The organism is Janthinobacterium sp. GW821-FHT03A03 (genome assembly GCF_059421435.1).
Genome location: NZ_JBWKUZ010000007.1, coordinates 89,653 through 102,256, shown reverse-complemented (window position 1 = coordinate 102,256; position 12,604 = coordinate 89,653). Strand labels below are relative to the sequence as shown.

Below are 12,604 nucleotides of genomic sequence, written 5' to 3'. Positions count from 1 at the left end.
CGATTGCGTAGTCGTGTTGCTGCCGGATGTGGAGGTTGTGGTCATTTAGGGTGTCGTGTTATCTTATATTGGTTGCTATAGTAGCGCCTCGCGCGGCGCTCACAAGGGGCTGCGGCGACCCATTACAAACTGTTACAAACTTTACCCAATTACTCTTACTGCACCGTGTAAAGCATCATACACTGGGGCCACAGTGGAAATCAGCTTTAGTTTATACGGCATTGCGGAAGAGGAACTCAATGAATATCATTACCCAAAAAATTCACGCCGCTCCCAGCGCACGGGTCTCCGCACGCGCCTTCTTTGCCACGCTGGTGCTGTCCACGTTCGTTGTCTGCGCCATGTTTGCGGCCAGCCTGGCGCATGCGCAAAACCAGCCGCCGCCGCGCCGCGATGAACAGCAGCAAATGCAGGCCCAGCGCTATGAGCAGGTACAGCGCAGCAGCAATGATACGCGACTGCGCGAACAACGTGACGCACGCAGTTTCGACACGCGCGCCGAAGAGCAGCGCCGCGCCAGCGAAGGCGCCGACGCCTCGCGCCGCACGGGCCGCATGACGCCCGACGAGCGCCGCGACCTGCGCCGCCAGATCAACGAAGTGGGGCAGGATATTTACTCGAATCCGCCGCGCCGTTGATGACATCCGGCAATACCTACTGCGCGTCGCGACTTGTGGCCTGCGATGCTCACTGTACTAAAGTACAGTTCTGCTTCTCGGCCACAATTCACTTCCGCTCGCTATGGTCTTGCCAGATGTCGTGACTTTACCTGAAACATCCATCTCCATTTTTCATTCCCATGTTTGTTGCGTCAGGATTATGTTAATCCGGCACGCCGCCACGCCCCGTGATATTGTTCCAATGCACTGAAGCAATTCTCTGAATTTGTTGCTTGGGGAGGCAAATGGTGAGCGACGACGACACGCCCGTTCCTGATGCGGCCCAGGCGGCCGGTTTGCCGCACGGCCTTGTCCAGCGCGACGGGGGCGTGTTCCTCGACCTGTCGCTGGCGCCCGCGCAATTGCGCGCCGCCGTCGGCCAGCTGTTCCAGTCGGGGCAGCTGCTGGCCGGCCTCGATTACGCGCTGTTCCTGCTGACCCTGTTTCACGCCCCCACGCCCCGCGCCGCGCCCAAGGGCGAAGCCCTGCTGCGCATTGCCGCCCGCGTGGCGCCGTTCCCGCCCCAGCGCCGCCTGCTCTACAAGCAAGTCAAGATCTGCGGCGACAGCGCCGAGTTTTACTTTGAAACCCTGCCTGCCGACGCGGACGGCCAGGCGCCGGCACGGCGCGAATTCGACGAGCTGGTGGCCGACCTGTGGGGCAAGGGCGTGCGCTACGGCATTGATGCGGCTGCCGTGCGCGCCATTCTCGGCAGCGGCAAGGCCGAGCGCATCACGGTGGCGCGGGCGTTGCCGCCGCAGCCGGGGCGCGACGCCCGGCTGGCCGAAGTGTCGCAGGGCATACACCGTAACGACGCGCCGCGCGAGCGCCCCGACGGCCGGCTGGACTTGCTCAGCTTCAAGAACCGTTTTCCACAGGTGAAAAAACATGCGCGCCTGCTGCGCCTGCTGCCGGGCGCCCCCGGCGTGCCTGGCTACGACCTGGCCGGCAATGTGCTGGCGCCGCCCGCGCCGCTGGAGCTGGACCTGGCCACGGTGGCCGGCGCCGGCACGGCCGTCGAGCATTTCAGCGATGGCGACTTCGTCGTCGCCACGCAGGCTGGTTACGTGAATGTTGATGCGCATGGCAAGATTGCCATCGAAAACAGGATCGTCAGCCGCGAAGGCGTCAGCAGCCGCACCACGGGCAATCTGAAGCTGCGCGCCGCCTACGAGGAATATGGCGACGTGCAGGAGCAGCGCCAGCTCGACGGCAGCGACATCACCATCCATGGCGACGTGTACGGCCATCTGCACTCGCATGGCGGCTTGATTTTGCTACAGCGCAACCTGGTGGGCGGCACGGCGTTCAATGAGCACGGCGACGTGCGCGTCGAGGGCGTGGCGTCCGGCTCCGTGCTGCAGGCCCTGAGCGGCGAGGTGCACCTGAAGCGCGCCGAAAGCTGCGTCATCGCCGGCACGCGCGTGGTGATCGACCATGCCAGCAATTGCGAGATTATTGCCGACGAGGCCATCATCGAGCTGGCCGAAGGCTGCGCCGTGGCGGCGCGCACCATCCGCATCGGCAGCGCCGGCCCGCGCAAGCAGGTGGAAATGCTGCTTTTTCCGCTGGTACCGGACCTGAGCGCCCTGGAGCAACAGATTGCGGAGAGCCTGGCGAAGGCCGCGCAGCACCGGCAGATGCAGCACAAGCGCCAGCAGGAAATCGACGTCATCGCGCAATTGCCCGAAGTGCGCAATTACCTGACGCTGGCCGGCCAGCTGCGGCGCGGCGAGCGGCAGCTGCAGCCAACGCAACAGTTGCAGTACGACAAGCTGGCCGCGCGCATCGCGCCCGTCCTGAAGGAAGTGGCGCGCCTGCGCGTGGAGGTGAAGCAGTCGGAAATCCTGCACGCGCAGATGCTGGCCCTGGTGGAACAGCTGCGCCATGAGCGGCAGGCGACGGCCGGCCAGTCGCGCTGCGTCCTGGGCCTGGTCGACGGCGAGACGACGGTGCGCGCCATGGTCGCGCCGCCCGGGCCGGCCAAGGTCTACGACCGGCCGCCGAAAGAGATCAAGGCCCTGCTGCGCAGCGCCACGCCGGCCACGCAGCCCGTGTTTGCGGACAGCGCGGGCAGCCTGGACTGGACGTATGCGCCGCCGTAGCGATTAATCCGTGACCCTGCCGCGCGACTGTTTGAGCACGCTGTGCGTGCTCTTGCTGTCGAGACGGCGCCGCTGCGAGCTGCGCGTGGGCTTGGTGGCGCGGCGCACGGCGGGCAGGAAGCTTACGCTGTCGATAATTTCCTGCAAGCGCCGCAAGGCCTCTTCCTTGTTCTGTTCCTGGCTGCGCGACTGCTGCGCCTTGAGCACCAGCACGCCATCCTTGCTGATACGGCTGTCGCGCAGGGCCAGCAGCCGCTCCTTGTACGCTTCCGGCAGCGACGAGGCGGCGATGGGGAAGCGCAGATGGATGGCGCTGGAGACCTTGTTGACATTCTGTCCGCCCGGGCCCTGGGCGCGGATGGCGGAGAATTCAACTTCAGCGGGATTGACGAGGTGTTGCATGGCCTGCCTGTGGAAAAACGATGGGGGTATTGTAAGGCAAGACGCGCGGGACTGCGCCTGCGCAAGGCCGCGGCCGCAGCGGGCGCTGTCTTCCGGGAAAGTTGATGTTTCTCAACGCCGCCTGCGGCGATGCCCGTTAGCATGGGGCCAACGTTGCGCCACTGCGCATCCTGGCAGCGCTTACCGGATGAAAGGAACACCATGCAGCCCACGACGACGCCTGGCGCCGCAGCAACGGTGCAACGCAGCACCGCGCCATCCCTGACGCAGTACCTGAGCTTCCGGCTGGGCGGCCTGGAATACGGCCTCGATTACCGCTGCGTGCGGGAACTGCGCCCGCTCAAGGAACTCGACCGCTTTTCCTCGGAAGGGGAAGTGCTGCACAGCGTGGCCGTTTCGCGCGGCGTGATCATTCCCATCGTCGACATGCGCGCCGCGTTCGGCAGCGCCGACGGCGCGCCCGACCCCGCCACCGACGTGATCATCTTGCAGCTGAGCAATGGCGTGATGGGCATGGTGGTCGACGGCGTCACCGACATCGTCAGCCTGGCGCCGGCCGACATCGCCGCCGTGCCCGGCCTGGGCGAGGCGGAAGCCGACTACCTGCTGGGCCTGGGCGCGGTGGCGGGACGCCGCCTGATCCTCGTCGACATCGACCGCCTGATGGCGATCCGCAGCCCCGGTCCCATGCAGGTCGCCTAAAAAAAAGACGACCCGGAGGTCGTCTTTGTGCTCTGCCTTAGCCGAGTTGCTCTAATTGATCCTGCAAATCGAGCCATTCCGCTTCCAGCTGCGCCAGGTCCTTGGTGAAGAAGGTCTGGTCAGCCAGCAACTGTTTCAGCTTGGCCTTGTTGGCGGCGTCGTAGATGGTCGGTTCGCCCAGCTTTTCTTCCGTTTCCGCCTTTTGCGCGTTGCGCTTGGCGATCTGCTCTTCCTGGCGCTTGATCTTGTTTTCGATCGGCTTGCGCAGGGCGGCCGCCTTCTGGCGGTCTTCCGCTTCCTGGCGCTTGTCGCGCACGGGCGCGGCAGGGGCGGCGGCCGGCGCAGGCACGGACGACGTTACCGGGAAGTCGGTCTTGTTGGCCTTGCCGGCGGCCGGCAGCACATCGGTACCTTTACCCAGCTTGGTCTTGAAGAGCCAGTCCTTGTAGTCGTCCAGGTCGCCGTCGAATGGCTGCAGCTTGCCGTCGGCGACGATGATGAATTCGTCCGTGGTGGCGCGCAGCAAATGGCGATCATGGGAAACGACGACCAGGGTGCCTTCGAACTGCGCCAGCGCTTCCGTCAGCGCTTCGCGCGTTTCCAGGTCCAGGTGGTTGGTCGGTTCATCGAGCAGCAGCAAATTCGGACGCTGCCAGACGATCAGGGCCAGCGCCAGGCGGGCCTTTTCGCCGCCCGAGAACGGCGCGATCGAGCTGGTGACCATGTTGCCGGGGAAGTTGAAGCCGCCGAGGAAGTTGCGCAACTCCTGCTCGCGCGTGGTCGGCGCGATCTTCGACAGATGCCACAGCGGCGATTCGTCGTGGCGCAGCATTTCCACCTGGTGCTGGGCAAAATAACCGATGTTGAGGCCCTTGCCCAGGGTGGCGTCGCCCGTCAATGGCATCAGTTCGCCCGCGATGGTCTTGATCAGGGTCGACTTGCCGGCGCCATTCTGGCCCAGCAGGCCGATGCGCTGGCCGATCTGCAGCGAAAACTTGATGCCGTTGACGATGGTTTTATGCGTGATCTCGCCCGTCGCTTCGTTCTCGATCTTGTAGCCCGCATCGACGTCTTCCATCACCAGCAGCGGGTTCGGCGCGCTCAAAGGCTCGCGGAATTCGAACGAGAATTCGGCGGCGGCGCGCAGCGGCGCCAGTTCTTCCATCTTCGCCAGCGCCTTCATGCGGCTTTGCGCCTGGCGCGCCTTCGAGGCTTGCGCCTTGAAGCGGTTCACGAAGGACTCCAGGTGGGCGCGCTTGCGCTGCTGCTTTTCCAGCGCGCCGGCGGCCAGGATCATCTGCGCCGCGCGCTGGCGCTCGAAGCTCGAATAGTTGCCCGAGTAGCGCTTCAGCTTGCGCTCGTCGATATGCACGACGACGTTGACCACTTCATCGAGGAAGTCGCGGTCATGGGAAATGATCAGCAAGGTGCCGGCGTAGCGTTTCAGCCAGTCTTCCAGCCAGATGATGGCGTCCAGGTCCAAATGGTTGGTCGGTTCATCGAGCAGCAGCAGGTCGGACGGGCACATCAGCGCTTGCGCCAGGTTCAGACGCATGCGCCAGCCGCCGGAGAAGCTGGCGACAGGCTGCTGCATCTGGTCCAGGGTAAAGCCCAGGCCCAGCAGCAATTGTTCGCCGCGCGACTGCACGGTATACGCATCGGCGTCGGCCAGGGCGCTGTAGATCTCGCCGATGGCGATGCCGTTTTCCGACGTGGCCGGCTCCGATTCCAGGCGCGCCAGTTCCGCTTCCAGCTTGCGCAAGGTCACGTCGCCGTCAATCGCGTAGTCGAGCGCGGCACGGTCCAGCGGCGGCGTTTCCTGCGCCACGTAAGCCACGCGCCATTTGGCCGGGAAATCGATTTCGCCCTGGTCAGGGTGCAATTCGCCGCGCATCATGGCGAACAGGCTCGATTTGCCCGCGCCATTGGCGCCGATCAGGCCGATCTTGTCGCCCGGATTGAGGGTGACATCGACTTGTTCGAGCAACGGTTTGATGCCGCGCATCAGGCTTACTTGTAGGAAACGTATCATTTTTTTCTTTGTGTTGTAAATTAAGGCACTGCGCCGCTTGCGCCAGCGTTTATGCCAGCTTGAGCTGCTCGGCCGTCAGCAGGAACACCATGTCGTCGCCGGCGCTCGTCGTCAGCCAGGTCAGGCCCAGTTCGCCGAAAGCCGCTTCCGCGTAGGCGCGCTCGTTGCCGATTTCAATCATCAGGATGCCGTCGTCCGTCAGGCGCTCGGCCGCGCCGGCGATGATCTTGCGCACCAGGTCCATGCCGTCGCTGCCGCCGTCGAGGGCGATCTGCGGTTCGGCCAGGTATTCCTGGGGCAGCGCGCCCATCGACGCGGAATTCACGTAAGGCGGGTTGCTGATGATCAAATCATATTTCTTGGCCGGCACGTTCGCGTACAGGTCCGATTCGATCAGGGTGACGCGGTCCTGCAATTTATACGTGTCGACGTTGCGCTTGGCCACGGCCAGCGCGTCGGCGGAAATGTCCACGGCATCGACGGCGGCGTTCGGGAAGGCGTCGGCCATCATGATGGACAGGCAGCCCGAACCGGTGCACAGTTCCAGGATGTTTTCCACGGCGTCCGGTTCCGCCACCCATGGCGAGAAGTATTCAGGGATCAGTTCGGCGATGAAGGAGCGGGGCACGATCACGCGCTCGTCGACGTAGAAGTTATACGTGCCCAGCCAGCCTTCCTTGGTGATGTAGGCGGCCGGCACGCGGTCGATGCTGCGGCGGTCGATGACGCTCATGACGCTGGCCACTTCCGACGGCAGCAATTTGGCGTCGAGAAACGGTTCGAGCTTGTCGAGCGGCAACTTCAACGTGTGCAGGATCAGATAGGCGGCTTCGTCGAACGCTTCGGCGCTGCCGTGGCCGAAAAACAGCTTGGCGGTATTGAAACGGGTAACGGCGTAGCGCAACAGGTCGCGTGGCGTGGAAAACGGGTTCGGGGTCATGGCATTCTCGAAAAGACGGTGTTCTGGCCCGCCGTGACGGGCCTCGGTATTCTGCTTCAGACGGGCAGCAAATGCTCCAGCGTGCGCCGGTAAATATTCTTCAGGGGATCGATGTGGCGCAGTTCGATGTGCTCGTCGATCTTGTGAATACTGGCATTGGGCGGCCCGAATTCTATCACTTGGGGGCAGATTTGCGCGATAAACCGGCCATCCGAGGTGCCGCCCGTGGTCGACAGCTCCGTCGCGATGCCCGTTTCTGCCTGGATGGCGGACGACAGCGCATCGGAGAGCGTGCCGCGCGGCGTGAGGAAGGGCAGGCCGCTCAGGGTCCACTGCAAATCGTACTGCAAGTCATGCTTGTCGAGGATGGCGTGGACCCGTTCCTGCAGGCCTTCCGCCGTGCTGGCCGTGGAAAAGCGGAAATTGAAGTCGATCACCATGTCGCCTGGAATGACGTTGTTGGCGCCCGTGCCCGCGTTGATGTTGGACATTTGCCATGAGGTCGGCAGGTAATACTCGTTGCCCGCGTCCCATTTTTCCTCGACCAGGTCGGCCAGCGCCTGCGCCGCTTCGTGGATCGGATTTTTCGCCAGGTGCGGGTAGGCGATATGGCCTTGCACGCCCTTGATCGTCAAGCGGCCCGACAGCGAGCCGCGGCGGCCGTTCTTGATCATGTCGCCCAGCTGCGCGCTCGAGGTCGGCTCGCCCACGAGGCAGTAGTCGATCTGCTCGCCGCGCGCCTTCAGTTGCTCGCAGACGATGACGGTGCCGTCCGTGGCGGGGCCTTCCTCGTCGCTGGTGATCAAAAAGGCAATGGAGCCCGTGTGCCCGGGCGTGGCGGCGATGAATTCCTCGCAAGCCACCACCATGGCGGCGATCGAGGTCTTCATGTCGGCCGCGCCACGGCCGTACAGCTTGCCGTCGCGGTGCGTGGGAATGAACGGTTCCGAGCGCCATTGCTCGACGGGGCCGGTGGGCACCACGTCCGTATGGCCGGCAAAGACGAACACGGGCGAGGTGGTGCCGCGGCGCGCCCACAGGTTGGTGACGTCGTTCGACTGGATTGTCTCGCAGACAAAGCCCAGCGGCGTGAGGAGGTCGATCAGGTGCTGCTGGCAGCCCTTGTCGTCGGGCGTGACCGAGGACAGGGCGATCAGTTTTTCGGTCAGGGCGAGGGTTTTGGAGGTGGTCATGGTGTGGAGCGGGGGCGTACCCTTGGGACTCGGCGTCCCCGTACGACCCCAGCCTTGCAGGTGTCGGGTTTAAACTGAAAAAATGCTCTTGTACTGCGCATCGGAAAACGCCACGCTGAACTGGCCATCCTTGTCCAGCACGGGGCGCTTGATGATGGACGGGTTTTCCAGCATCAGGTCCAAAGCGCCGGCCGCGTCCGTGATCGATGCCTTGCGCTCGTCGGACAGGGCGCGCCAGGTCGTGCCTTTCTTGTTGACCAGCACATCCCACGGCAATTGCTGCAGCCATGCTTCGACGGTGGCGCGTTCCAGGCCCTGCTTCTTGAAGTCGTGGAAGGTGAAATCGAGTTGTTGCGCGGCCAGCCAGGTGCGGGCCTTTTTGACGGTATCGCAGTTGGGGATACCGTAGAGTGTAATGGTCGTCATGGGTAGGGCTAAGGGGTATGAATGCGGTTCGCTTGATCGCGGCGCTTGCGCCAGGACAAAATGCGATGGTAGCCGCCATTATACAGTCGATGCGCAGCCGATGCGGCAGTGCAACACGGCCCCGTGATTCCCCTACACGGGCCGTGGCGCCGTCTTGCCCATCTCTTGCGGGCCGAAATGCAGGCCCAGGCGCAAGGCCAGGGCGCGCAGGGCGCCGCTTTCCTGCAGGTGCAGGGCCAGCGCGATGTGGCCGTCGGGGCGCACGAGGTAGGCCGCGTCGCGGCCCAGGCCGGCCAGCTTGGCGGCCACGTTGTAGGTGTAGCAATGCACGGGCAGTTTCAGCACGCGCGCCTCGTCGAGCAGTTCGGGCGCCGCTTCGCCATAGATATGCAATTGCCAATCCATGCTGCACAGGGCGATAAAATTGTCTTGCGTGCCGTCGGAGAACCACGGCAGGCGGTCGCCGCCGCGCAGGTATTGCGCATGGCCCGCGGACAAAGCGCTGTCTTCATAGCTGATCTCGATTTGCGACACGGTCTTGAACAGCAGCCGGCGCGCCCGCGCGAAGCCCGAGAGGAAGGGCAGCGCGTGCGGCACCAGCCAGCGCCGCAGGAATTGCCCGGCGATGCCCTGCGCGACGATGGCCTGGAAGGCGCGGTCGGTGGTGGCGACGAGCTTGCGGGCAAACACGATGCGCTCGCTTTCATAGGTGTCGAGCAGGGCGTCGTTGCTCTGGCCGTGCAGCTTTTGCGCCAGTTTCCAGGCCAGGTTGACGGCGTCGCCCAGGCCCGTGTTCATGCCCTGGCCGCCCACGGGGCTGTGCAGATGGGCGGCGTCGCCGAGGATGAAGCAGCGCCGCGCGCGGAACTGCGCTGCCACCCGGTGGTGCACTTTATAGGTGGAAAACCAGTTCACGTGTTCGACCCGGATGTCCAGCAGGGCTTCCACGTCGCTGCGCACGTCGTCGAAGACGGGCGCCGGCGCGCCATCGGGGCGGTCGGGCAGGATGCCGATCAGGCGCTGCATGCCGGTGGTGCGCACGGGCAACATCAGCGCAAATGCGTTCGCGCCCAGGTGGGCGTGCAAATCCGTATTGTTGCCCGCCACTTGCGCATCGGCCACGTAGTACAGGTGGTCATAGGTGCCGCCGGAAAACTCGAAACCGGCGATCTCGCGCACCTTGCTGCGGGCGCCGTCGCAGCCGCAGATATAGTCAAACGTGCAATATTGGCGTTCGCCATTATGGAGCAGGATGGCTTGCACTTCGCTATCGTCCTGTGTCCACAGGTCCAGCGTGACGTTCCATTCCACATGCACGCCGGCCGCCGCCAGTTTGCTGATCAGAAAGCGTTCATGCTCGTCCTGGGGCAGGCTCAGCACGAAAGGATAGGGACTCAGGCCCTCGCCGATCTCGCCCAGCGCCAGTTTCACGAGTTCCTCGCCCCCTTCGTGGATGTGCATGGCATTGATCTTGATGCCCAGGTTGACCAGCTCGTCGGCAAAGCCCAGCTGCTGGTAAAACTCCAGGGTGCGCGCATGCACGGCCATGGCCCGCGACGCCTGGCCGGGGCCGCTGTTCCTGTCGATGATGCGGCAATCGACACCATGGCGCGCCAGGCGCAAGGCAAGCATGAGGCCGGTAGGACCGGCGCCGACGATCAATACGGGAGGAGTATTCATGCCATCCAGTATAGGACAGGATGAGAAGCGGGGGCGCGACGATTGAAGTTGCTCGCCAGAAATGAAAATGTCCCGCCGGTTGGCAGGACATGATTTTTTTTTACGTGCGTCACGACGCCTCTGCAAACCGTAGCGAGCACGCTCAATATCGGGTCGAGTAGCGGAACTGTACAGTTAGTACAGTGAGCAACGGAAACCCGATAGTGGGCAGCGCAGTAGGTTTACAGAGGTGTCATCAGATACCGCGCAGCAGTTCGTTGATGCCCGTTTTTGCGCGGGTCTTTGCATCGACGCGCTTGACGATCACGGCGCAGTACAGCGAGTACTTGCCGTCTTCCGAAGGCAGGTTGCCCGAGACCACGACGGAGCCTGCCGGCACGCGGCCATACGTCACTTCGCCCGTGGCGCGGTCGTAGATCTTGGTCGACTGGCCGATGTACACGCCCATCGAGATGACGGAATTTTCCTCGACGATCACGCCTTCGACGATTTCCGAGCGGGCGCCGATGAAGCAGTTGTCTTCGATGATGGTCGGGTTCGCTTGCATCGGTTCCAGCACGCCGCCGATGCCGACGCCGCCGGACAGGTGGACGTTCTTGCCGATCTGCGCGCAGGAGCCGACGGTGGCCCAGGTATCGACCATGGCGCCTTCATCGACGTAGGCGCCGATGTTGACGTAGGAAGGCATCAGCACGACGTTCTTGGCGATGAAGCTGCCGCGGCGGGCGACGGCGGGCGGCACCACGCGGAAGCCGCCCTTGGCGAAGTCTTCGGCCGTGTAGTTGGCGAACTTGGTCGGCACTTTGTCGTAGAACTGCATCGTGCCATCGGACGGCAGGACGACGTTGTCTTCCAGGCGGAACGACAGCAGCACGGCTTTCTTGACCCACTGGTTGACAACCCAGTCGCCCGTGGTTTTTTCGGCCACGCGGATGCTGCCGTTGTCCAGGCCGTTGATGACGTGGGAGACGGCGTCGCGCAGTTCGGCCGTGCCGTTGCGCGGATTGATCTCGGCGCGGTTTTCCCAGGCCTGGTCGATGATGGTTTGCAGTTGTTGGCTCATGATGATGTCTTGTTCATTTAGTTGGTTGATGCGGATGCGGAAAGCTGCTGGCAGAATTTTACTATGCGCAAGGCCGCTTCCAGCCCTTCGGCCGTTTCGGCCACCAGGGCCATGCGGATGCGGTTGCGGCCCGGATTGATGCCGTGCGCGTCGCGCGCCAGGTAGCTGCCAGGCAATACCGTGACATTATATTCGGCGTACAGGCGTTGCGCGAATTCGGTGTCGGACAGGCCCGTGCGGCTGACGTCGGCCCACAGGTAGAAGCCGGCGTCCGGCAATTGCACGTCCATCACCGATTGCAGCAGCGGCGTGATGGCGTCGAACTTGGCGCGGTACTTGGCGCGATTTTCCTCGACATGGGTTTCGTCGTTCCAGGCCGCGACGGAGGCCGCCTGCACGGCGGGGCTCATGGCGCCGCCGTGGTAGGTTCGGTAGAGCAGGAATTTTTTCAGCACTTCCGCGTCGCCGGCAACAAAGCCCGAGCGCATGCCCGGCACGTTCGAGCGCTTCGACAGGCTGGAAAACACCACCAGGCGCGCATACGGGCGCTCGATCGTGGACAGGCCCAGCATGTGCGCCGCCTGCAGCGCGCCCAGCGGCGGCGTGTCGCCGTGGTAGATCTCGGAATAGCACTCGTCGGCGGCGATGACGAAGTCGTAGCGCTCGGACAGGGCGAACAGGTGTTCCCAGTCTGTCAGGGTCAGCACGGCGCCCGTCGGGTTGCCCGGTGAACACAGGAACAGCAGTTTCACTTTTTCCCATACCGAGGCGGGCACGCTGTCGTAATCGCAGCCGAAATTGCGCGTGGGGTCGGAATTGACGAAATACGGTTCGGCGCCGGCCAGGTAGGCCGCGCCTTCATAGATCTGGTAAAACGGGTTCGGGCTGATCACGAGCGAACCGGCCGACGGATCGATCACCGTTTGCGCCAGCGCAAACAGCGCTTCGCGCGAACCGTTCACGGGCAGGATTTGCGTGGCAGGATCGAGCCTGGGGATGCCGTAGCGGCGTTCCAGCCAGCCGGCAATGGCGCCGCGCAAGGCTTCCGAACCGATGGTGGTCGGATAGCTGGCCAGGCCGTGGATATGGTCGACCAGCGCCTGCTCGATGAACGGCGGCGTCGGGTGCTTGGGTTCGCCCATGCCCAGGCTGATGGGCGCATACTCGGGGTTGACCGTCACACCGGCAAACAGCTGGCGCAGCTTTTCGAATGGATATGGTTGCAGTTTAGCAAGAAGTGGATTCACGGAACGGACCAGGGCAAGAGTGGAAAGACGATGTTGCTGAGCGATGTAGCTTGGTAGTGTTGCTTAGTCATGGCGGAACGATTGCTTGGCGCGGCAGACTTGATGCCGGTCAAATAATTAGCTGCGTCTTTCATTATAGCCGTCCTCGCGGGGGT

11 protein-coding genes are annotated in these 12,604 nt (G+C 63.5%); 3 read left to right on the top strand and 8 right to left on the bottom strand.

Going from position 1 to position 12,604, the window contains the following annotated elements; all coding sequences use genetic code 11:
- Positions 1 to 239: 239 nt before the first annotated feature.
- Together AC07VI_RS15700 and AC07VI_RS15695 are read left to right on the top strand one after the other, a co-directional pair.
- A complete protein-coding gene (locus AC07VI_RS15700) occupies positions 240 to 638 on the top strand; it encodes a hypothetical protein (RefSeq protein WP_172404754.1) in 399 nt (132 codons plus the stop codon).
- 266 nt (positions 639 to 904) lie between these two features.
- On the top strand, positions 905 to 2,764 hold the full coding sequence (locus AC07VI_RS15695) for a flagellar assembly protein A (RefSeq protein WP_492995019.1): 1,860 nt from the start codon (positions 905 to 907) through the stop codon (positions 2,762 to 2,764).
- A gap of 3 nt (positions 2,765 to 2,767) precedes the next feature.
- Here AC07VI_RS15695 and arfB read toward each other — a convergent pair whose 3' ends face one another.
- Complete coding sequence (gene arfB, locus AC07VI_RS15690; protein WP_086145968.1) at positions 2,768 to 3,166, bottom strand: alternative ribosome rescue aminoacyl-tRNA hydrolase ArfB; 399 nt, start codon at positions 3,164 to 3,166, stop codon at positions 2,768 to 2,770.
- 201 nt (positions 3,167 to 3,367) lie between these two features.
- Here arfB and AC07VI_RS15685 point away from each other — a divergent pair, with 201 nt between their 5' ends.
- Positions 3,368 to 3,868, top strand: coding sequence for a chemotaxis protein CheW (locus tag AC07VI_RS15685; protein ID WP_492995017.1), 501 nt, complete (start codon positions 3,368 to 3,370; stop codon positions 3,866 to 3,868).
- A 37-nt stretch (positions 3,869 to 3,905) separates the two neighbouring features.
- On the opposite strand, the gene AC07VI_RS15680 is transcribed toward AC07VI_RS15685, so the two are convergent.
- From AC07VI_RS15680 to dapC, 7 genes are all read right to left on the bottom strand, one after another.
- A complete protein-coding gene (locus tag AC07VI_RS15680) occupies positions 3,906 to 5,900 on the bottom strand; it encodes an ATP-binding cassette domain-containing protein (protein ID WP_172404753.1) in 1,995 nt (664 codons plus the stop codon).
- Between the two features lie 49 nt (positions 5,901 to 5,949).
- Positions 5,950 to 6,840, bottom strand: a complete 891-nt coding sequence (gene prmB / locus AC07VI_RS15675) for a 50S ribosomal protein L3 N(5)-glutamine methyltransferase (RefSeq protein ID WP_086145965.1) — start codon at positions 6,838 to 6,840, stop codon at positions 5,950 to 5,952.
- 56 nt (positions 6,841 to 6,896) lie between these two features.
- Complete coding sequence (dapE, locus tag AC07VI_RS15670; RefSeq protein ID WP_086145964.1) at positions 6,897 to 8,033, bottom strand: succinyl-diaminopimelate desuccinylase; 1,137 nt, start codon at positions 8,031 to 8,033, stop codon at positions 6,897 to 6,899.
- Positions 8,034 to 8,102: 69 nt separating this feature from the next.
- Entirely contained in the window at positions 8,103 to 8,459 is a 357-nt protein-coding gene (locus AC07VI_RS15665) for an ArsC family reductase (RefSeq protein WP_099419425.1), read from the bottom strand.
- 132 nt (positions 8,460 to 8,591) lie between these two features.
- The gene (locus AC07VI_RS15660; protein ID WP_492995013.1) at positions 8,592 to 10,139 is read right to left on the bottom strand and encodes an FAD-dependent oxidoreductase; all 1,548 of its coding nucleotides are present in this window, start codon (positions 10,137 to 10,139) and stop codon (positions 8,592 to 8,594) included.
- A 235-nt stretch (positions 10,140 to 10,374) separates the two neighbouring features.
- Entirely contained in the window at positions 10,375 to 11,202 is an 828-nt protein-coding gene (gene dapD / locus AC07VI_RS15655) for a 2,3,4,5-tetrahydropyridine-2,6-dicarboxylate N-succinyltransferase (RefSeq protein ID WP_086145961.1), read from the bottom strand.
- 17 nt (positions 11,203 to 11,219) lie between these two features.
- Positions 11,220 to 12,449 (bottom strand): succinyldiaminopimelate transaminase, encoded by a 1,230-nt coding sequence (gene dapC / locus AC07VI_RS15650; RefSeq protein WP_086145960.1) that lies wholly within the window; start codon positions 12,447 to 12,449, stop codon positions 11,220 to 11,222.
- Positions 12,450 to 12,604: the final 155 nt, after the last annotated feature.